21 protein-coding genes and 1 pseudogene are annotated in these 21401 nt (G+C 55.2%); 17 read left to right on the top strand and 5 right to left on the bottom strand.

Annotated elements, in window-relative coordinates; genetic code table 11:
• Nucleotides 1–103: 103 nt before the first annotated feature.
• Both BM022_RS16490 and BM022_RS13515 read right to left on the bottom strand, forming a co-directional pair.
• Nucleotides 104–256 (bottom strand): hypothetical protein, encoded by a 153-nt coding sequence (locus BM022_RS16490; protein WP_371264338.1) that lies wholly within the window; start codon nt 254–256, stop codon nt 104–106.
• Entirely contained in the window at nt 193–687 is a 495-nt protein-coding gene (locus BM022_RS13515) for an alcohol dehydrogenase catalytic domain-containing protein (protein ID WP_256209190.1), read from the bottom strand. The genes BM022_RS16490 and BM022_RS13515 overlap by 64 nt, the downstream gene beginning before the upstream one ends.
• Nucleotides 688–820: 133 nt before the next feature.
• Between BM022_RS13515 and BM022_RS13520 the strand changes: the two genes are divergently transcribed.
• The 13 genes from BM022_RS13520 to BM022_RS13580 all read left to right on the top strand — a co-directional run bounded on the left by BM022_RS13520 (nt 821) and on the right by BM022_RS13580 (nt 15861).
• Nucleotides 821–1948 carry an HD domain-containing phosphohydrolase gene (locus BM022_RS13520; protein WP_091140187.1) on the top strand — a complete coding sequence of 376 codons (1128 nt, stop codon included), beginning with the start codon at nt 821–823 and terminating at the stop codon, nt 1946–1948.
• 149 nt (nt 1949–2097) lie between these two features.
• Complete coding sequence (locus tag BM022_RS13525) at nt 2098–2334, top strand: HypC/HybG/HupF family hydrogenase formation chaperone (RefSeq protein WP_091140137.1); 237 nt, start codon at nt 2098–2100, stop codon at nt 2332–2334.
• Entirely contained in the window at nt 2297–2674 is a 378-nt protein-coding gene (locus tag BM022_RS13530) for a hydrogenase maturation nickel metallochaperone HypA/HybF (protein WP_256209184.1), read from the top strand. The genes BM022_RS13525 and BM022_RS13530 overlap by 38 nt, the downstream gene beginning before the upstream one ends.
• 9 nt (nt 2675–2683) lie before the next feature.
• Entirely contained in the window at nt 2684–3493 is an 810-nt protein-coding gene (gene hypB / locus BM022_RS13535; RefSeq protein ID WP_091140141.1) for a hydrogenase nickel incorporation protein HypB, read from the top strand.
• Entirely contained in the window at nt 3490–4668 is a 1179-nt protein-coding gene (gene hypD, locus BM022_RS13540; protein WP_091140143.1) for a hydrogenase formation protein HypD, read from the top strand. The genes hypB and hypD overlap by 4 nt, the downstream gene beginning before the upstream one ends.
• Nucleotides 4669–4725: 57 nt before the next feature.
• Nucleotides 4726–7008 carry a carbamoyltransferase HypF gene (gene hypF, locus BM022_RS13545; RefSeq protein WP_177191736.1) on the top strand — a complete coding sequence of 761 codons (2283 nt, stop codon included), beginning with the start codon at nt 4726–4728 and terminating at the stop codon, nt 7006–7008.
• Nucleotides 7001–8005, top strand: coding sequence for a hydrogenase expression/formation protein HypE (gene hypE / locus BM022_RS13550; RefSeq protein WP_091140145.1), 1005 nt, complete (start codon nt 7001–7003; stop codon nt 8003–8005). Before hypF ends, hypE begins: the two co-directional genes overlap by 8 nt.
• A gap of 9 nt (nt 8006–8014) precedes the next feature.
• Nucleotides 8015–9808: an NAD(P)H-dependent oxidoreductase subunit E gene (locus BM022_RS13555; RefSeq protein WP_091140147.1), complete on the top strand. Its 1794-nt coding sequence runs from the start codon at nt 8015–8017 to the stop codon at nt 9806–9808.
• Nucleotides 9805–10530, top strand: a complete 726-nt coding sequence (locus BM022_RS13560) for a 2Fe-2S iron-sulfur cluster-binding protein (protein ID WP_091140149.1) — start codon at nt 9805–9807, stop codon at nt 10528–10530. The genes BM022_RS13555 and BM022_RS13560 overlap by 4 nt, the downstream gene beginning before the upstream one ends.
• The gene (locus BM022_RS13565) at nt 10523–11077 is read left to right on the top strand and encodes an NADH-quinone oxidoreductase subunit B family protein (protein ID WP_091140150.1); all 555 of its coding nucleotides are present in this window, start codon (nt 10523–10525) and stop codon (nt 11075–11077) included. Before BM022_RS13560 ends, BM022_RS13565 begins: the two co-directional genes overlap by 8 nt.
• A 23-nt stretch (nt 11078–11100) precedes the next feature.
• Complete coding sequence (locus tag BM022_RS13570) at nt 11101–12582, top strand: Ni/Fe hydrogenase subunit alpha (protein WP_091140152.1); 1482 nt, start codon at nt 11101–11103, stop codon at nt 12580–12582.
• 5 nt (nt 12583–12587) lie between these two features.
• Nucleotides 12588–13106: a hydrogenase maturation protease gene (locus BM022_RS13575; protein WP_218146890.1), complete on the top strand. Its 519-nt coding sequence runs from the start codon at nt 12588–12590 to the stop codon at nt 13104–13106.
• 73 nt (nt 13107–13179) lie between these two features.
• Nucleotides 13180–15861 (top strand): bifunctional acetate--CoA ligase family protein/GNAT family N-acetyltransferase, encoded by a 2682-nt coding sequence (locus BM022_RS13580; protein ID WP_091140155.1) that lies wholly within the window; start codon nt 13180–13182, stop codon nt 15859–15861.
• A gap of 363 nt (nt 15862–16224) precedes the next feature.
• Here the strand turns inward: BM022_RS13580 and BM022_RS13585 are convergent, their stop codons facing one another.
• On the bottom strand, nt 16225–16410 hold the full coding sequence (locus BM022_RS13585; RefSeq protein ID WP_091140157.1) for an HU family DNA-binding protein: 186 nt from the start codon (nt 16408–16410) through the stop codon (nt 16225–16227).
• Nucleotides 16411–16519: 109 nt separating this feature from the next.
• On the opposite strand from BM022_RS13585, the gene BM022_RS13590 reads away from it, so the two are divergent.
• Together BM022_RS13590 and crcB are read left to right on the top strand one after the other, a co-directional pair.
• The gene (locus BM022_RS13590) at nt 16520–17101 is read left to right on the top strand and encodes an aspartate carbamoyltransferase (RefSeq protein WP_256209185.1); all 582 of its coding nucleotides are present in this window, start codon (nt 16520–16522) and stop codon (nt 17099–17101) included.
• Nucleotides 17102–17425: 324 nt separating this feature from the next.
• The gene (gene crcB, locus BM022_RS13595) at nt 17426–17803 is read left to right on the top strand and encodes a fluoride efflux transporter CrcB (RefSeq protein ID WP_091140161.1); all 378 of its coding nucleotides are present in this window, start codon (nt 17426–17428) and stop codon (nt 17801–17803) included.
• 56 nt (nt 17804–17859) lie between these two features.
• Here crcB and BM022_RS16285 read toward each other — a convergent pair whose 3' ends face one another.
• Nucleotides 17860–18072, bottom strand: coding sequence for a GDCCVxC domain-containing (seleno)protein (locus BM022_RS16285; protein ID WP_091140163.1), 213 nt, complete (start codon nt 18070–18072; stop codon nt 17860–17862).
• 108 nt (nt 18073–18180) lie between these two features.
• Here BM022_RS16285 and BM022_RS13605 point away from each other — a divergent pair, with 108 nt between their 5' ends.
• Both BM022_RS13605 and BM022_RS13610 read left to right on the top strand, forming a co-directional pair.
• Nucleotides 18181–19068, top strand: coding sequence for a sterol desaturase family protein (locus BM022_RS13605; RefSeq protein WP_091140165.1), 888 nt, complete (start codon nt 18181–18183; stop codon nt 19066–19068).
• Between the two features lie 446 nt (nt 19069–19514).
• The gene (locus BM022_RS13610) at nt 19515–20417 is read left to right on the top strand and encodes a universal stress protein (protein WP_091140167.1); all 903 of its coding nucleotides are present in this window, start codon (nt 19515–19517) and stop codon (nt 20415–20417) included.
• Nucleotides 20418–20737: 320 nt separating this feature from the next.
• Here BM022_RS13610 and BM022_RS16495 read toward each other — a convergent pair.
• Nucleotides 20738–21399, bottom strand: a pseudogene (locus tag BM022_RS16495) (DUF2182 domain-containing protein).
• Between the last annotated feature and the right edge of the window lie 2 nt (nt 21400–21401).

The following is a 21401-nucleotide window of genomic DNA, read 5'->3' on the forward strand; positions in this document are numbered from 1 at the left end:
CAGCGCTCAATTTGATAAAGATTCGCACCTCTATCAAACCGGGTAACCCCACCTTTGGCAAGGCCCTACTGTCAGATTAAATCGAAACTACTACAGGTTAACATCAATAGCGTTCGGTATTCTGTCCTGACCTTAGGAGCATATGCCCGCCTCCAATTTTTTCTATCGCAACGTCCACACCTTTGTTGTTGGTCAGTGCCAGCACCTTCTCAACAGCCTTCCCATCGCTGTTGTTGATGATCTTAGTCGCTCCCAGTTTTTGGGAGACTTCAAGACGTTGTCATCGATATCCACCATAATAATTTCCGCTGGCGAATAGAACTGTGCCGTCAATAATGTTGCCAACCCGATTGGTCCGCCGCCGACAATCGCTACCGTATCACCTGGTTTGATCTTGCCGTTGACTACACCGCATTCAAAACCCGTTGGCAAGATATCACTCAGCATGACAAGCGCTTCTTCGTCGGCGCCAGCGGGAATGGGATAAAGACTATTGTCTGCAAATGGAATCCGGACATACTCTGCTTGAGTCCCGTCAATTAGATTTCCTAATATCCAACCACCTGCACTTTCGCAATGTGAATACATTCCTTTCTTGCAGTTCATGCATCTGCCGCAAGACGTGATGCACGAAATCAGGACGTGATCACCCACGCCGAAGTTTGCGACATTTGGCCCGAGCTTGATCTCTCCCTTGTTTTCCTTTGTGGTTCATCTATAAATAACGTGTGAGATGGATGGGACAAAGTGAATCCGAACAACCATAAAACCCCGCTATGCAAATAGTAGTCAGATGAAGGCAGGTTCTGTCAAATTTGATATGTCTGATCATCAGGACACCCTCGAGGCCCTTAATCGTCAAGGTCCGCTCACTGACAAGCTAAAAAGCCTGCACGACGTGCTAAACAAGCGCTTTGAGTTTATAAACCGGGTAGCAGTGGCAATCTACGATCCTAAGACGGACGAGCTCAAGACCTTTATCCATAGCAGCGCGGAAGCGAATCCGCTTGCTCAGTATCAGGCCAAGTTGAGCGAAGCGCGCTCGCTGCAGGAGATCAGGGAAAGTGGCAAGCCTCGTGTCGTGAATGACTTGACGGTATTTGCCAAAGGCGCCCACGAGCATACCCATCGCATCGCTGCACAGGGCTACGGCGCAAGCTACACCGTACCGATGTACTTCAACGGTGATTTCTTCGGATTCGTTTTTTTCAACTCTTACCGGAGGGATGTTTTTGACGAAGAGGTGTTGCGCATCCTGGATATGTTTGCCCATCTCATTTCGTTGGTCGTGGTAGGAGAGTTAACCTCGCTCCGTACCCTCATTTCCACCGTCCATGCTGCTCGCAACTTCGCCAACTTGCGTGATACCGAGACGGGCAGCCACCTCGAACGAATGTCGCGCTATGCCAGAATCGTGGCAAAAGAGCTTGCGCCAAAATATGGTTTCGATGACGAATACATTGAGCGTGTGTTTTTGTTCTCGCCGATGCACGATATCGGGAAAATCGGTATTCCCGATAGTGTCCTGCTTAAAGCCGGCTTGCTCGATGCCGGCGAGCGGGAGGTCATGAAAACGCACTCGGAAAAGGGCCGGCAGCTGATCGATGGCATGTTGCGCGATTTTGGATTGGAATCTTTCCAATATCTCAACATCCTCCGCAACATTGCGGAATATCACCACGAAACCCTGGACGGGGAAGGTTATCCCCACGGCCTGCGCGGCACCGATATTCCAATCGAATCGCGCATCGTTGCTGTAGCGGATGTTTTCGATGCGCTCACGAGCCATCGTCCCTATAAGGAAGCATGGAACATGGACGATGCGTTCGAGGAATTGCGTAGGCTTGCAGGGAGGAAGCTCGACCCGGATTGCGTCGAGGCGCTTATCAAGAACCGGGCTCAGCTGGAAGAGATCAGGGATCGTTTTCAGGAAAGCTCTTTCTCGTAAAGCAGATAAGGAGCCCTGTAGCGCTGAGCCAGTTCCATTTATGAGCCTCCGTTAGTTCCCATAACACAAGTCAAGTGACTCCCGTGCAGTATCGAAAAATATGACAGGCCGTGATTGAATTGATATGAAATTAGGTCCAGAATAACTTCATGTGCCTTGGCATTCCAATGCAAATAATCGATATCGATGGCTTTAACGCCCTTTGCGAGGCAAAGGGCGTGAGGCGCGAGGCCAGCCTGTACTTGCTTCAGGGGGAAGAGGTCGCGCTCGGGGATTTCGTAATGGTGCACGTGGGGTATGCCATTCAGAAAATGAACGAAAGTGATGCGCGCTCAGCCTGGGAGCTTCATGACGAAATTCTTGCTTCCGGGGCGGGAAGTGCATGAATTTTCTCTCTGTGTGGCTTTAATTGCAGAGGTGGAGCGCATTGCACTGAAGAATGGGGCGTTAAGAGTGCAATCTGTGAGACTTCGAATCGGCCCACTCTCGGGAGTCGAAACGCCATTGCTTCAGCACGCCTATCCCTTTGCCAGCGCCGGGACCCTGGCCGACGGGTCGACACTTGAGATAGAGCCGGCCTTGCTCATCGTGCATTGCGAAGTGTGTGGTTTCGAAAGCGAAGCCGAGCCGAATTTGCTGACATGCCGCGCCTGCGGAAGCTATCTGACCAGGGTTGTGTGCGGCGAGGAACTGACGCTCATGCGCGTTGAGCTGATTACCACTTGAGGTCTGACGATGTGCGACACGTGCGGCTGCAATATCACCCCTGGCAATCGCGAACTCGCCTACAAACCCGTAAATGGCCATACCGCCGTTTCGGTGCTGAAGAATCTGTTGGCCGGTAACGATGACCAGGCGAAACACAACCGGCAGCATTTCGACAGGCACGGGCTGCTGGCAATAAACCTGATGTCATCCCCGGGCGCAGGCAAGACCGCGCTGCTCGAAGCGACGATTGACGCCTTCCGCGACCAATATCGCATCGGGGTGATCGAGGGCGATCTTGAAACTGAAAACGACGCCGAACGGATTCGGGCCAAGGGCGTGTCGGCGCACCAGATCACAACCGGGTCTGCCTGCCACCTGGATGCGCACATGGTGCACGACGCCTTACATGAATTTCCGCTGAACGAACTCGACATTCTGTTTATCGAGAACGTCGGAAATCTTGTGTGCCCTGCGAGCTTCGACCTGGGTCAGCACAGGAACGTCGTCCTGCTCTCGGCAGCGGAGGGCGACGATAAGCCTGCGAAATACCCGGTGATGTTCCGCGCCGCCGATTTAGTCCTTCTTACCAAAAGCGACTTATTGCCCGTGCTGGATGATTTCGACCCGGTCCGGGCGGAGTCGTATCTTCGCAACCTCGCCAGCAGGGCACCGTTCATCAGTCTTTCATCGCGCAAGAACCTGAACCTGCAGGGCTGGCTGGAATGGCTAAGGCTGGAACTGGCGCAGCAACGTGAGCAATCGCCGTCCGGTGACGCTACCACGAAACCTCGTGGGCAACCGGACGCGGTACCCCCCGGTATACGGGCACTCGTATGAGCCTTAGCGCACAGGACTGGCTTAAGAAAATCCACGCGCTGCCGCTTGGCGGACGGGGCAGTCGCGTGCGAATCATGAATGTGTGCGGCGGACATGAGCGCTCGATCACCATGGCGGGCATTCGAAGCGCGCTCCCCAAATCCGTCGAATTGATAGCCGGGCCCGGCTGCCCAGTATGCGTGTGCCCGGAAGAGGATGTGTACCAGGCAATTCAACTCGCGCTGCGCGCAAATGTAATTCTGGTTGCCTTTGGAGACATGCTGCGCGTGCCCGTGAATGTGCCGAAAAGGGAGGTGCGTTCGCTGGAGCAGGCGAAGGCCTCAGGTGCGGATGTGCGACCGATTGCAAGTCCGCGCGAAGCAGTAGCAATCGCGCGGCAAAATCCGGAGCGGCAGGTAGTTTTTTTCGCTGCCGGGTTCGAGACTACTACGGCGCCGGTCGCGGCAATGCTGTTGGAGGGGGTGCCGAAGAATTTGTCCGTCCTGTTGTCCGGGCGGCGCACATGGCCCGCAGTCGCAATGCTGCTTGATTCCGACACGCCCGGCTTCGATGGGTTGGTGGCGCCAGGCCATGTCTCTACGATCATGGGGCCTGAAGAGTGGAATTTCGTCTTTGAAAAACACGATATTCCCACCGCCGTAGCCGGCTTTAAGCCCGTCTCGCTGCTGGCAGCCATGTATTCCGTATTGCGCCAATTCCTTGAGGGCAAACGCTTCCTGGATAACTGTTATCCGGAGCTGGTTCGACCGGGCGGAAACCGGTCCGCACAGATGCAAATTGCGGAAGCGCTGCATGATACGGATGCCAATTGGCGTGGCATCGGTGTTATTCCCGCTTCCGGTTTCGCGCTCAACCAGCGCTTTGCAAAAAACGATGCGCGGGTTCAATTCCCTGTTTTCGATACCGAGGGGCGCAAGCGCGCCGGCCAGATGCCGCCCGGTTGCGAATGTGCGAGCGTGGTTCTGGGAAAGATAAATCCAAACCAATGCAAGATTTATGGCCGCGCCTGCACCCCGAAAACACCAGTGGGTCCCTGCATGGTATCTGACGAAGGCGCCTGCCGAATATGGTGGGCTGCGGGCGTACGAGCAAATACGACAGCGGCTGAGAGCTCTACCCCGGATGATGCGCCCGTTTCGGCCTTGGCTCAGAAGCCTGCAGAAAATGACGCCTAACGGCGGCTGGCATTGCACCTTGGTTCCTGCCTTCCCCTTGCTACCCCAGGCATAAACATGAAAGATCAGCAGAAAGTTCAACCGGGCGAACCCGAGGCCCGCCGCTGGCTTGTTGCGGGACGGGTGCAGGGCGTCGGCTTTCGCCCGTTTGTCTTTCGCCTGGCGCGGCGATTCAGCTTGACAGGGCACGTTCAGAATACTTCGGGGCAGGTTCTGATCGAAGCGGCGGGTGAAGAAAACATGCTGGAAGCATTTGCTGCCGCACTGCTCGCCGAGGCGCCGCCACTGGCAAAACCGGAAGTGATCCGAGCGGAAAAAATCTCCTACCGGAAGCGGGATCGCTTCGAAATCATCGCCAGCGCGGCGGCTGCAGAAGAACGAATTCACATTCCCCCGGATTATTTTCTATGCGATGACTGCAAGCGCGAGATGCTGACGCCCGGCGATCGGCGTTATCGCTATCCCTTCATCAACTGTACCCAATGCGGGCCCCGCTATACCCTGATCACGAGACTGCCTTATGACCGTCCAAATACGACAATGGCAGGATTTGAGCTGTGCCCCGCGTGCCGAGCGGAATATGAGAATCCCTGCGATCGCCGCTTTCATGCCGAGCCAACGGCCTGTCCTGCCTGCGGACCCCAACTTCGTCTTTCCGCCCCCAGCGGCGTGGTTGAGGGCGCGCCTGCGCTGGCTGCTGCCGTGACCGCTCTGCGGCAGGGCGAGATCCTGGCGGTGAAAGGGATCGGTGGTTATCACCTGATATGTGACGCGTACAATAAGGCCGCCATCGCGCGGCTGCGGGCCAACAAATTCCGGCCTCACAAACCGCTGGCACTGATGTTCCCGTGGCGGGGTACAGACGGCCTCGAGCAAATGCGGCAGGAACTGGAGATTGACCCTTTGGGTCATGCATTGCTGTGCAAGCCCGTGCGGCCTATCGTGCTCTTGCGCAGGTGCAGGAATTCGATGTTGCCAGAATCCATTGCCCCGGGGATCAGGGAAATCGGCGCCATGCTGCCCTACAGTCCCTTGCATCATTTATTGCTGGATGAGCTCGATAAACCGGTGGTGGCGACCTCAGGAAACGTGAGCGGAGAACCGGTGCTGACCGACAACGCAGAAGTCGAAGCGCGGTTGGCCCAGGTAACGCGGTTTTTTCTCCACCACAATCGCCCCATTGCCCGTCCGGCGGACGACCCCGTAGGCCGTATCATTGCGGGAAAAGCTCGTCTGATTCGGGCAGGCCGGGGTGTTTCCCCGGTTGAACTCGACTTGCCCTGCCTGTTTTCGCGGCCACTGCTGGCCGTTGGCGGGCATATGAAAAATAGCATCGCCTTGGGGTGGAACGGGCGGGCCGTCGTTTCACCCCATATTGGCGATTTGGATGCACCCCGGAGCGTGGCAGTGTTCGAACAGGTTATTTCCGATTTTCGGCGGTTGTACGGGGTAGTGCCTCAAGCTATCGTTTGCGATGCTCACAGTGGATATGCGAACAGCCGCTGGGCCGCTCGTCAAGGTTTACCGCTCATCCGCGTCTGGCACCATCATGCCCATGCGTCCGCACTGGCCATCGAGCATTCGCAGAACATCACTTGGTTGATGTTCACTTGGGACGGCGTTGGGCTGGGGGAAGACGGTACCTTATGGGGCGGCGAGACGCTGCTTGGGCGCGCCGGCGCCTGGCGCCGCGTTGCAAGTATGCATCCGTTTCGCCTGCCGGGGGGCGAGCGGGCCGCACGCGAACCTTGGCGTTCCGCTGCGGCGCTCTGCTGGGAATGCGGTATAGATCTACCCGGCGAACCCGCTCTGTCACTGCTTAAAAACGCCTGGGAAAAAAGATTGAATGCGCCTGTTACCACCGCCGTTGGACGACTTTTTGACGGGGGCGCAGGCCTGCTGGGGTTGGTCGGGCAGGCAAGCTACGAAGGTCAGGCCGGAATGTACCTTGAAAACATCGCCGAGGAAGAAGCAGGGGGCAACACAGGTGCAATTGATTTGCCCCTGTCCCAGGAGTCCTCCGGTTTGTTCGTCGTCGACTGGAAGCCGCTCATACCCGCATTGCTGAACAAGGCTGTTCCGATCCCGCAAAGGGCAATGCAATTTCATCAGAGCCTGGCGGGTTCCATTGTAGCCCAGGCACAAAGCCTACACACATCAACCCCATTCGATCGGGTAGGTCTCACCGGCGGCGTGTTCCAGAACAAGCTGCTTGCCGAGTTGGCCGTGTCGAAGCTTGCGGCCGCGGGATTCAATGCGTACCTACCCGAGAAGACACCGTGCAATGATGGTGGTATCGCGCTGGGCCAGTTAGCAGAGGCGGCTTTTGCGCATGGATGAAACCCACATCAGCTTGGCCCACGGGAATGGCGGCAGCTATATGCGCGAACTGATTGAAACTGTATTTGCGCGTCATCTTGCCAACCCCTTGCTCAATGTGCAGGCAGACGCGGCTGCGTTGCCGTTCATGGACGGCGTAATTATGGTAACCACGGACGGGTTTACGGTGCAGCCGCTGGAATTCCCCGGCGGCACGATCGGCTCTCTGGCAGTGCACGGAACGGTAAATGACCTGGCCGTATGCGGCGCGACACCACACTATTTGACCCTAAACGCGTTTGTAGAGGAAGGGTTCGAGATAGCCCGACTCGAGCGCATTGTCGCCAGTCTTGCCGCTGCAGCACGGGAAGCGAATATCGCCGTGGTGGCCGGCGACACAAAGGTTCTACCCCGTGGGGAAGGAGGTGGACTCTATCTCGCAGCAACGGGGGTGGGCGTGCGGCCCAAAAATGTTGAACTCGGACTAAATCGTATTCGCCCCGGGGACGCGATACTGGTGAGCGGCCCGATAGGGGATCACGGCATCGCCGTCATGCTGGCGCGTGAACAGTTCGGTCTCAGTGGTGAGTTGCTGTCGGACGCAGCCAGCGTGTTTCCCCTGACGCGGGCGTTGCTGTCGCTTGACGGTTTGCGTTTCATGCGTGACCCGACTCGCGGCGGTCTTGCGACCGTACTCCACGAAATCTGCCGGGCTACCGGTCTCGAAGCGCGACTGGCGCAGGTTGCAATCCCCGTGCGCGAGCAAGTGGCGGCGGTGTGCGAAATGCTGGGGTATGACCCGTTTTATCTAGCATGCGAAGGGCGGGTCGTTGTGGTTGTGGAACCAACTCAGGCTCAGGACGCGCTCGCACGGGTGCAAGCGCTGCCACAGGGGCGCGAAGCTGCGGTTATCGGCAGCCTCAACATTGGTCGTGCGCAAGTTGTCCTTGAAACAGAACTGGGAGGGGAACGTATCCTCGACGAGCTGGAGGACGATCCGCTTCCCAGGATATGCTAAAAATCAATAATGCCGCCGGAAAATTTTTCCAACATTGAGCAACAGGTCGCGTCATTATGCGAAGCGCATGACTGCGAGCCCCATCGCCTGCTTCAAATCTTGATCCAAGTGCAGGAGATATACCGTTTTATTCCTCCTGAAGCCATCACCTCTATTGCGCGGCATCTCAATCTCCCACGCGTGAGCGTGGAAGGCGCTGCGGGCTTCTACTCGTTCCTGTCGCTTGAGCCCGCTGGCAATTACCGTGTCCTCTTTTCAGATAATGTGACTGATCAGATGGTTGGTAACCAGGAGTTGATGCGGCAGTTCTGCAGTAAGCTGTGGCTGGAACCGGGCAAGGTGTCGGAGGATCGGTTGGTCAGTGCCGCTTTTACTTCCTGTACAGGAATGTGTGATCACGGGCCGGCCGCGCTGGTCAACGGGCAGCCACTTACTAATCTCACCAGCGACCGCATCGATCTCATCGCCGATTTGATACTTGGCAAATCGCCGGTTTCGAACTGGCCGTCCGCTTTGTTCGAGGTCAACGACAATATCCGCAAGACGGGCATGCTGCTCGATAAGCCGTTCGTATCTGGCAACGCCATCGGGGCGGTGCTCGCACGCGGCCCAGACGCTACATTGGCCGAAATCAAATTATCCAGATTGCGGGGACGCGGCGGGGCAGGGTATGCCACCGCCGAAAAGTGGACCGGTTGCCGGAACGCGCCCGGCAGCATGCGCTATATCGTTTGCAACGCGGATGAAGGCGAACCGGGTACTTTCAAGGACCGCGTATTGCTGAACAGTTATGCCGATCTGGTGTTTGAAGGAATGACTGTTGGGGCGAGATTGTTGGGTTGCGCGAAGGGCCTTTTATACCTGCGCGGCGAATACCTATTTCTGTTGGAAAAACTCGAAGGGATACTGAAACGGCGGCGCGAGGACGGATTGTTGGGGCACAACATTTTCGGAGAGACCGGGTTCGATTTCGATATTGAAATCCATGTAGGGGCTGGGGCATATATCTGCGGGGAAGAATCGGCATTAATCGAGTCACTGGAAGGCAAGCGGGGCCGACCCCGCAATCGGCCGCCCTATCCGGCAACCCATGGGTATCTTGATCAGCCGACCGTGGTGAACAATGTGGAAACATTTGCCTGTGCTGCCATCATCGCGTTTCGCGGAGGTAAGTGGTTTGGCAAGATAGGGACATGGCAATCCAGCGGCAGCAAGATCCTCAGTATCTCGGGCGACTGTGCCCGGCCCGGCATTTACGAATACCCATTTGGCACCTCTGTGCAGGAAATCCTTGACGATTGCGGGGTGGATGAAGCCTACGCGGTCCAGGTCGGCGGACCTTCCGGTGTTCTCATTTCATGGAAGGAACTCGACAGGCGCATTTCATTTGAGGATTTGCCAACAGCGGGTGCCTTTACTATTTTCAAGCGCGGACGCGACATATTGCAGGCTGTGCGCAATTATGCCGATTTCTTCGCACACGAGAGCTGCGGATTTTGCACACCCTGCAGGGTCGGAACCCAATTGCAAAAAAAAATCGTGGACAAAATCGCAAACGGCCACGGCACTGCATCAGATCTGGAGGAATTAAAGCACTTGGGGCATCTCATGAAAACCATGAGCCACTGCGGACTGGGGCATACCGCCCCGAATCCGGTGCTGGATATGCTGGAAAAATTTCCCGGCGCCTACGAGCAAAAGCTCAGGAACCTGTCATTCGAACCCGCTTTCGATCTTGATGCCGCGCTGGAGACTGCGCGCAGGATTACCGGAAGGGACGACCCGGCGGCGCATCTGCCATGAACAAGGCCATTACCATTGACGGAAAAACCCTGCCATTCGAGGATGGCCAGACCATCATGGATGCCGCGCTGACGGCTGGGGTTTATATTCCGCGTCTTTGCCACAACCCGGAGCTCAAGCCGCACGGCAGCTGCAAGCTGTGTGTAGTCAACGCGAATGGACGAAACGTCACGTCGTGCACCATGCCCGCCTCAGATGGCATGGTGGTGACAAACAACACGCCCGAGCTGAACGAGGATCGCAAGGCGCTGGTGCAAATGCTGTTCGTTGAGGGCAATCATATCTGCCCGGCCTGTGAAGCGTCAGGGAATTGCCAGTTGCAGGCCGCGGGTTACTACCTGCGCATGGAGAGCCCACACTTCACGCATTTCTATCCGCCGCGGAGAGTGGATGCATCTCACCCGGATATTTTTCTGGATCTCAACCGTTGCATCCTCTGCGAGCTTTGCGTCCGCGCCAGCCGGGACATCGACAAAAAGAATGTATTCGGTATCTCCGGTCGCGGCATAGATTCCCATCTGGTGGTGAATTCCGAGAGCGGCAGGCTGGGAGACACCAATATGGCGGTAACCGACAAGGCCGCTCATATTTGCCCCACTGGGGCAATCCTGATCAAACGGAAAGGTTACACAATTCCTATCGGGAAGCGCACCTTCGATCAGAAGACGCTCAGCGAATTCCATCTGGGCCAAGTGAAACAGCCGGAGCCGGACGGTGAATAACCAAGCGAGAATCAGCAAAGTCAAGATTGCCACCTGCTCCCTGGCTGGGTGTTTCGGCTGCCATACCTCGCTGCTCGATATCGACGAAAGGCTGTTCGACCTTCTGGGGATGGTCGAATTCGACCGCAGCCCGTTTACCGACATCAAGCATTGCGGGCCGTGTGACATTGGCATCGTCGAAGGCGGCGTCAGCAATGCCGAGAACGCGCGCGTGCTGAGGGAATTCCGGGATAATTGCAAGGTGCTAGTCGCGATTGGCCCGTGCGCAATCACGGGAAATGTTCCCGCCCTGCGCAACAATATCGATTTATGGGATTGCTTTCAGGAGGTGTATTTGTACGACCCGGGAACGGAAGGCAATCAGATACCCAACGATCCGGAGCTGCCGCTGCCTTTTGATAAGGTATATCCGATTTACGAAGTGGTGAAAGTGGATTACTTCCTGAACGGTTGCCCTCCCTCACCGGACGCGATCTGGAACTTTCTTACCGACTTGATCGAGGGAAGGAAACCGGAAATCGACTATAAATTGCTGCGCTATGATTAAGGTTTCCTCAACCGGAGTATCGAATGCCTTCCGAACTGGAAACCGCCGCAAATCCCGCAAATCTGAAGCGAGTCGTGATCGAGCCCGTCACCAGGGTCGAAGGCCACGGTAAAGTCACACTGCTGCTGGATGAGGATAACCGCGTGCATCAGGCGCGCTTTCACATCGTCGAATTCCGCGGTTTCGAAAAATTCGTCCAGGGGCGTCCCTACACAGAGGTGCCGGTATTGGTGCAGCGCCTCTGCGGCATTTGCCCGGTGAGCCACAATCTTGCTGCGTCCAAGGCGATGGACGTGATCGTAGGCGCTACGCCGCCGCCACCGGCGGACAAGCTCCGCCGCCTCATGCATATGGGCCAGATGCTGCAATCCCATGCCCTGCATTTTTTTCATCTCTCATCGCCTGATCTGCTCTTCGGTTTTGACGCAGATGTGGGAAAGCGGAACATTGCAGGCCTTGCGGCGGGTTTCCCCGATATCGCCCGGCAGGGGGTTGCGCTAAGGAAATTTGGTCAAGAGGTTATCAGGGTCACCAGCGGCAAACGCGTACATGGCACGGGCGTAATTCCGGGCGGCATGAGCAGAAACCTCTCGCGGGATGACCGGGATTACTTGCTGAAAGACATCGATCAGGTCGTTCAATGGAGCCTGGGCGCGGTGAAACTGATCGAGGCTATTTTTAGCAAGCAGCCTGAGTTTCATAATGGCTTCGGTTCGTACCGCTCCAGCTTCATGAGCCTCGTGCGTGATGACGGCGCGATGGATTTGTACCATGGCGGCTTGCGCGCGGTTGACGAACAAGGCCAAACCATTTTTGACCACGTGGATTACAGGCAGTATTCGGATTACATTCATGAAGAGGTGAAATCCTGGTCTTATATGAAATTTCCTTTCATACGCTCCCAAGGCAGGGAAGCAGGCTGGTACAGGGTGGGGCCGCTCGCACGCGTCAACAATTGCGATTTCATCCCGACGCCTCTAGCGGATGCGGAGCGGAGGACATTCAAGGAGTTTGGGGGAGGCAGCGCGAGGCACGCAACGCTTGCGTTTCACTGGGCGCGCATGATCGAGATGCTGCATTCCGCGGAGGCGATACAGGAACTATTGCAGGATGATGATCTGCTTAGCGATGATCTCGTGCATGTGGGCGAACGGCAATTGCAGGGCGTCGGGGTTATCGAAGCGCCGAGGGGCACGCTGATCCATGACTACCATATCAATGAAGATGAGCAAATCGTGCGCGCGAACCTGATTGTTGCCACAACGCATAATAACCAAGCAATGAACGAAGCGATACGCCGGGTAGCCCTGCAATATCTGGACGGAAAAGAACTTACCGAAGGGCTGCTCAATTATATAGAAGTGGCAATTCGCGCCTTCGATCCTTGCCTTTCCTGCGCTACCCATGCCATTGGCAAAATGCCATTGGAAGTTGAGCTGATGGATGCAGAAGGAAAAATGGTTCAGCGCCTTCTCAAGGATTCTGACGGGCAGTACAGGACTTGAAGGACTTGAACAATTTAAGGGCACCCTTGCTGATCTTTGGCTATGGCAACCCGAGTCGGGGCGACGATGCGCTCGGACCCCTGCTGCTGGAGCGCCTGGAAGCGATAAATCTACCCCATGTCGAGGTGCTTACCGACTTTCAGCTCCAGGTAGAACATGCACTCGATCTGCAAGACCGTGACAAGGTGCTGTTCATCGACGCAAGCGTTTCCTGTACTGCGCCGTATGCTTTTTCCCGTCTGCAGCCGCAAAAAGATACGAGCTACAGTTCCCATGTCATGAGCCCCGCCGCCGTGCTCCATGCTTACCAGGATATGTACGGAACTCCGCCGTCCGCCTATCTTCTGGAGGTCCGCGGTGAGCGCTTCGAACTGGGAGAACCGCTCAGTCTGGAGGCGAGGAGCAATCTGGATGCCGCTTTTAGCTTTTTGAAAGAACTTTGTGCGAGATCTGACCTGCGCGAGTGGAGGCAGCTCAGCACACGCCCCACTACTCCCTCCACCCGGCGCAAGACGGAGCCGTGATGGAAGTGATACTTCTAGGCTACCTTGCCAAAAAGAGATGGGACCACTCGGCCCGTAGCTGGCCATTTGTATTATGAGCCAACACTATCTAAGCCCTCTTTTCACGCCGAAATCCGTTGCCGTATTCGGTGCCAGCAATAGCCCGGCCTCAGTTGGCCAAGTGGTGTTTGAAAACATGCTGAAAAGCGGTTTTCAGGGCTCGCTTTATCCTATCAATCCGAAATATGCGGAAGTACAGGGTAAACGCGCCTATTCTTCGATCAACGAGGTTCATGAGCCTGTTGAACTGGCGGTTATCGCAACACCGGCCCAGACAGTGCCGCCCATTATCGAGAATTGCGGCGCGGCGGGCGTGAAGGCCGCCGTCATCATCACGGCAGGGTTCCACGAGGCCGGTGCCCGGTTGGAGGAGCAGTTGCTTGCCACCGCCCGCGCATACGGAATCCGCCTTCTTGGTCCCAACTGCCTTGGCATCATGCGCCCTTCCATAGGGCTCAATGCCACGTTCTATAAGGGTGGCGCAGGCAATGGAAACATCGCCTTCGTTTCCCAGTCCGGCGCGCTCTGTACAGCTATTCTGGACTGGGCGCAAAACAACGATGTGGGTTTTTCGAGCATCGTATCGATGGGGTCGTCAATTGACGTCGATTTTGGCGAGATCCTCGATTATCTTGTTGCGGACCCGGGCACGCAAAGCATCTTGATGTATATCGAGGGTATTCATGATGCGCGAAGATTTATGAGCGCCCTGCGCGCCGCGGCCCGCCTCAAGCCCGTGATTCTTGTCAAGGTGGGACGGCACGCTGCGGGGGCGAAGGCTGCGCTGTCGCATACCGCCGCGCTGGTGGGTGCGGACAACATATTCAACGCGGCCGTCAATCGGGTCGGCGCCGTGCGCGTGCAGACCATCACCCAGCTCTTTACTGCCGCCAAGGCACTCTCGCTCAACTTCTGCCGTTTTGGAAGCCGTCTTGCCATCGTTACCAACGGCGGCGGACCGGGTGTCATGGCAGCCGATCGCGCGGCCGACGTCGGTCTTAGCCTCGCTGCCTTAGCCGATAATACGCTCCAATATCTCGACCAATACCTGCCTGCCCATTGGTCGCGTGGCAACCCGATCGACATTATTGGGGATGCGGGTGCGGACCGTTATCGTCACGCCGTGAAAGCTTGCCTCGAAGATGAAAACGTTGACGGAGTGCTGGCCATCTTCACTCCGCAGGCTATGTCCCAGCCACTCGAGTCCGCGCAAGCGTTGATAACGCTTGCCGCCGGGAACTGCAAGCCTCTGCTGGCCTGCTGGATGGGTGAAGCACAGGTCGCTGAGGCGCGCGAAGCATTTGCTAAAGCACGCATACCCCACTTTCGAACACCCGAACCGGCCATCGAGGTTTTTTCCCATCTCTCGGCGTATTATCGCAACCAGCAATTGCTGCGGCAAATGCCGGGGCGGATTTCGCATCATCTCGAGCCTGATGTGGAAGGTGCCAGGATGATAATCGAAGGGGCATTGCAGGAACATCGCAATGTACTGACGGCAATGGAATCCAAAGCTGTTCTTGCCGCTTTCCACGTCCCCGTTGCGCAGACAATGATCGCCCGCTCGCCCGGCGAGGCGCTGCTCATCGCCGAGCAGTTGAAGTTTCCCGTGGCAATGAAAGTGAATTCGCACGACATTACCCACAAGACCGATGTGGGCGGGGTACTCCTCAACCTGAAAAACGCACATGAAGTGCGCGCGGCCTACCAGGACATTCTGGATGCTGTGCGGGAAAAGCGCCCTGAGGGGCATATGGACGGCGTTTCCATCGAGCCAATGATCCTCAAGCCCAATGGCCGCGAATTGATGGTCGGCGTAACCAGCGACCCCGTATTCGGCCCCGTGATCACGTTTGGTTCCGGCGGCACGGAGGTCGAGGTCAAGAGTACGCCGGCGATCGCCTTGCCGCCGCTGAATAAATTCCTGACAAGAGAACTGATACAAGAAGCGAATATTACCAAGTTGCTCGGCCCGTTTCGCCAAATGCCCCCGGCTAACCTGGAAGCACTTGAGGACGTGTTCCTGCGCGTGTCGGAGATGGTTTGCGAGCTCCCCTGGCTCAAGGAGATGGATGTCAACCCTCTCATTCTGGATGAGACCGGCGCATTGGCGGCCGACGCACGGATAATCGTGGAATTCCGGCAGCCGAGTCCTGATCGGTACGCGCACATGGCCATCGCCCCCTATCCCACCCATCTGGTCAGCCACTGGCAGTTCGCCGACGGGATGGACATCACCATTCGTCCCATCCGACCGGAAGATGCCGAACTGGACCAGCGATTTATCCGCGGCTTGTCCGATGAGTCCAGGTACTTCCGTTTTATGGAGGCCATACATGAACTTCCGCAAACGCTACTGGCATCGCTTACGCAGATCGACTATGGCTGCGAGATGGCGCTGGTTGCGCTGACCCCGGATAAGGACCGGGACCAAGACCGCGAAACGGCATTAGGCGTTGCCCGCTACGTCATCAACCCCGATGGCAACTCCTGCAATTTTGCGCTGGCGGTGGCGGACAACGTTAGGGGAAAAGGACTGGGACGAAAACTGATGACGTCTCTGATGGAGGCCGCGCGCGCGCAAGGACTGAAGGAGATTGAGGGCTTGGTACTGAGCAACAATGATCGCATGCTCGGGCTTATGCACCGCCTCGGCTTCTCCATTAAATCGGCGGAGGATAATCACGGACTCATGAAAGTGAGCAAACCGTTATAACAACGAACGTCTAAGGCTCTCATGAAGCGGTTGCAGCCCGCAAATGGAGAACGTCGGTAGCGGCCACAATTCTCTTTATCGAACATTTGCGGATCTCTTTAGCGGTTTTCGGAAAAGAGGCATGGGAACATCTATGGCCGCCCCCGTTGTCTTGGCCTCACAGGTCTCCTGGCGCTGCCTGGACCCGACATACCGGGTGAGGAAGCGGCGACTATTGCGCAGGCAAGGTTCCTAGCCACAGAAGAATTGTCTGGTGGAAGGTGGACCGGACGTGAACCGGGCCGACCCGGACAATAGCGGCAAGCACTTACTGGTGCATATGAGCGAGAGCGCTTAAAATTGATGGTGCTTTTACTGTTTGTCTTACTTCCCATTCCCGTTGACCGCAACCTTCAATGCCGCACTTGGTTTGAATGCTGGTGCCCTGGAGGCGGCAATCTTCAATTCTTCTCCGGTCTTGGCATTGCGACCAGTTCGTGCGAAACGATCCCGTACTTCGAACGTTCCAAAACCCTGCCAATGTCGGCGAATCCCGTTTTTCCAGCGTATCGGAAATAATCTCCACTAACTGTGACAACGGAATACCTCGATTCAGGCAATTTCACGGAGCTGATGCATTGCAAAGACGTAAACGGCACTAACACTAGACGGAAAAAACTTGGAGCGCGCTTCGTCGAGTCTCCTCCGTTTGCCCGTCAGGATGTTTAGATCGTACAAAAAGGAGACCACAATGAGGTTTTTCACCATACCGTTATTAATTGCGTTATTCACGATAACAGGAGCTCAAGCACAAAAGGCGGATGAGAAGCGCCTTGATGAAGTCGCCCGGCGCGGCATGCATGTAATGCCGTTTGATCTGGAGAAAACTACGCACGTTTTTTCCACGACGCCGAAGGGTGGGGTACAGCGGGTTGTGGTTAAAGATAAATCAGATACCGAGCAGATCGGGTTAATACGAGCCCATCTGTCCGAAATTTTGGGTGATTTTAAGCGAGGGGATTTTTCAAAGCCGGCGCGAATCCACGGCGAGGATATGCCAGGACTGGCTGAATTGAAATCCGCCAAGCCTGAGCAAATCAAGGTCGAGTACGCTGAACTTCCCGACGGGGCGCAAATAAGTTATTCCACCAACTCACCCGAATTGATCAATGCCATTCATCAGTGGTTCGATGCCCAGCTGAGCGATCATGCGCGTCACGCTGTTCCGGGCCATGATCATAATCATATGCACCATAAATAGCGACGAGGTTCCTGCTATTGGATTCAGATGCAGGTATCGGAAGTAGCGTCCAAAACTGGCTAACCTGCCAACGTTGATCGTAAACTAGAAGATTAAGACTCTTGCTGGTAACAGTTGTATTTTAGGTGGTTGCGTCACACCGCCGCGTATTCCACCTGAGCTTGAGTACGTTGCTCCGACTGGGTGTGCGGCTTTTTGGAGCAAACACATATTGCGATTTCTGGATAATAGATATTGCTAAGAAAAAGCCAGTAACTGGAATCGGATGCGGCGGCATAGTAAATCCTCCGTACTAAAGCCTATCTAACAACAAGCGGAGTAGCTATGAATGCTTTTCTGGCTGTATTTTTTGGCGCGGGTATTGGCGGAGCGCTGCGTCACGCCGTAAATCTTGCCGCCTTAAAGTTGCTCGGCTCTGGCTTTCCCTGCGGTACTGTCGCGGTTAACATCATCGGCTCTTTCATCATGGGTCTTGCAATTGAGTGGTTCGCCCTCAAGTCCGATCCGGGACAAATGTGGCGACTGTTCCTGACCACTGGAATTCTAGGCGGTTTCACGACCTTTTCGGCGTTCTCGCTGGATGCCGCCCTGCTAATCGAGCGTGGAGCATATGTGACGGCTTCAGTCTATATTTTAACCTCGCTTATCGCTTCTGTTGGAGGTCTGTTCCTCGGTCTATTGCTCATCCGACAATTGGTATAGGGAGGTCATACAGCTTGCTGGGCACGGCCCTTTTGTCCTTTTTCATAATTTAAACTTTACCTACAACGTCCATGCTGCTGCACAGGCGGACGTTTCACGGAGCCGAAGGAACAGAAAACGCAGCAGTGCCCTGGGTTGGGACGCAGCAGAGCTTTACTACAGTTGGCGCACTCATAGAAGAACTGGCAGGCATCCGCGGGCATGCTCTCTTGTCTAGCAAATCCACAACTCAGGCAACTCAGGATTGGCTCAAGAACAATGTCGCTCATCGCGGGCGGGCAGGGGAGCGCAATATCAGGGCGAGAACAGGGGGTGGTATATAGGCACGCAAAGGCGACAATTTACCGGCAAACGCCTCCTCACAATGCGAGACGAAGGTGACCGAAACTATTTTAGAAGCTGAGCCGCTTGTTCGGCCAGGGATTTTTGTCGGAGTCCTCGCTGCTGTCGGTATTTACGAGGCGCTGGTGCCGCGGCGTAAACGAAGCCTTCCGCGCCTCAAGCGTTGGCCGAGCAATCTCGGCGTTGCGGCGCTTAATACACTGGTGCTCCGAAGTGTATTTCCAGCAGCTGCAATCGGCGTTGCTTTAATGTGTGAAGAGCGCGGCTGGGGCCTGCTGAATGCTACCACCGTTCCAGAATGGGCTGCGGTCTTGATTGCGGTCGTGTTCCTCGACTTCGCCATTTACCTTCAGCATGTATTGTTCCACGCCGTACCCTCACTCTGGCGTCTGCATCGGATGCATCATGCTGACCTTGATTTTGATGTGACGACCGGGGTGCGTTTCCATCCGATCGAGATGGTACTGTCCATGGGCATAAAGTTGATGGTCGTAACCGCCCTCGGAGCGCCAGCACTTGCGGTACTGATTTTTGAAATATCACTCAATGCAACTTCATTGTTCAACCATGGCAATGTGCGCATCCCCCCACCCATCGACCGAGCTTTGCGGTGGATCGTGGTGACGCCCGACATGCACCGGGTGCATCATTCCTGGTACTCTAACGAGACGAACTCCAACTTTGGATTCAACCTGCCATGGTGGGATCGTCTTTTGGGCACTTATAAAGATCAGCCTGTAGATGGGCATGAAGGGATGGTCATAGGCATCAATATGTTCCGTGAACCGGCTTGGGAACGACTCGATCGAATGCTTGTTCAGCCTTTCATTGGGCCTGCGGATAGCTACCCTATCAATGCAAGTAAGGTGGACCCGTTGTCTACCCGGGAGCGCTCGGTAAAAGACACCGAGGAATGGAACTGATCAGCATGATGATCAAACATCCCCGGGTTGGGCGGTGAAGTCCTTGATGACGTCACCACTCATGGGTCAACAATAAAAATCCCAGACTCACGATTAATTACGCTTGTTATACTTAGGCGAACTTCTTCGGTTACCATATTTGACTTATGAGGGTTTTTTGACGGATCGTGACTCGACCCCAGCCCCAGCTCCAACTCCAGATCCAACTCGAGGTCAAGATAAGTATCAGGGCATTGGCAAGTGCTCAAAAATGACAATTCGAGGCCACAATTCATTTCAGGTCGACAGACTCGTTTGCCATGCGAGGAGGTTGCATAATCAGGTCACGCAAAGATCCACTTCGGGGCTATTTCTTTATGATTGCCACGACGATAAAGGGGCCGAATTATGATCGGCAATTTCATGTAATTTAACCTAATTTTGCCAACGATACTAAGAGATCCTTAATGTACTCGATAAAGCGGATTGTCGCTGCTACCGATATGTCCCCGTTTGCAGCCCGCGCGGAAGAACGCGCCGCCAGACTGGTGCATGAGCTGGAGAGCGAATCACTGCACCTGCTGCATGTTGTTGATAATCTTCCCTTGGAGGCATTACGCCATCTGGATCAGCCACCCCTCGATACCGAATACCATTTAATTGAATCGTCGCGTAAGCAATTGGCCGAGATCGAACGTAAGCTTTCGGCGAAATACCAGGCAAAGGTGATTACGACGTCATTAAATGTAGGTCGCCCCCATACCGATATTGTCCGTTACGCCAAGTTACTGAATGCGGAACTGATCGTAATGGGGGTGCACGGAGGTTTTGCACGAAAAATTGTTGGCTCTACCGTTGATAAAGTACTGCGTCAGTCTGTGACGCCACTATTGCTTGTCAAGGAGGTGCCTCGCGGTCCATACCAACGAATACTAGTGCCGGTGGATTTTTCGGACTCCTCCAGGCGGGCAATCGAAATGGCTGTGAGTATCGGTCCACACGCGACCGTAACAGTTTTACACGCATTTGAGGCGCCACTCGTAGGTAAAATGCGTCTCTATGGCCTAAGCCACGAAAAAATCGAAGCATATCGCGCCCAAGTACGTGCGGAAAGGACAAGCAAAATGCAACAACTGACCGCTGAGGCGCACCTCAAGGGAAGTTCCTGGTCACAGCTAGTCGAGCTGGGCGAGGCATCAGATGTAATCCTGAAGCAAGCGGGGGTACTTGAATCTGATCTGATCATCATCGGAAAGCATGGGCAATCCCCTTGGGAAGATATGCTGGTAGGTGGCGTCACACGACAGGTGATCGAGGAGTCAACCTGCGATGTGCTGATTATAGAGCATGAACATTTCAAATCCGCCTGAAAAAACGCGGTAGGGACGGCTTCTTGTGCTGAAGGGGCCCAGTAGAATGCCCAAGGATAAGGAAGGTCCTCAAGCAGCCGAGGAAGCAGTTAAAGCTCTTAATGGGTGCCGGAGTCGACACATCGGCGGCCAAGCGCAAACACAACCCGATCGCGGTAAGCTGGCTCCCTTCCAGCCGACTCCAATCGGGAATACAAGATCATCGTTAATGTGACAAAGCCGCGGGCCTTTGCGAAGCAGGTAAACCCGGGGGCTTGATCGGTTGCTCGCCTCGTCAACTTGTTTATCCCGGCAAAAGTACCACCCGAAAGGCTGAAGATCTATTGCATCTGTAACAACCACAGTCCCCATCCCAGGAATAGTATTCCGACACTCTTGCAGATCAGGCGGCTCCTGATAGGCGCTACTTTTTCGGTGATGACCAGCAAGGTGATCAATGCCATTACAAACAAGTTCATGACGCCGACTGCAAACATGATGAGCATCTGTGCCCAACAACACCCGACGCAAGTGCTGCGGTGCTTCAATCCCATCGGGAAAGCGCCTTTTGCTCCCTCCCGCTATTCATTCAATAAAAAACCCGCCGGTGACCGGCAATATTGCAAGAAACTATTTTTTAAGGGCGTCAATTGATAGGTCCCTGCGACCAGGAAAATCGCGCCGCCCAGGTATTGGCTTTTGGTATCATTGGAGATAAAACATGCAGGCCATGCAACTGCCACTGTAATAGCGTCATAGCAATACTGAACAACAGCCATACCAGCAGGTAAGCCGAGATAAAAATAAAATCGATTTTTTCGGGCAGGGAGTAGCGTCTCCGGGAGACTTGCAAGAATACAAGGATCATCGGTAGGGCAGACGGCAGCATCATTGCGGCCATCATGGCCGCCCACATAAGATAGACCAAGCCCAAGTCACTGGTTTTCCACGCTGCTGTGCCCGAGGGCGGCATCCACATTTCGGATATTGGCAATGAGTTCATTT

It is taken from the genome of Nitrosospira sp. Nsp14 (genome assembly GCF_900113575.1).
GTDB lineage: Bacteria > Pseudomonadota > Gammaproteobacteria > Burkholderiales > Nitrosomonadaceae > Nitrosospira.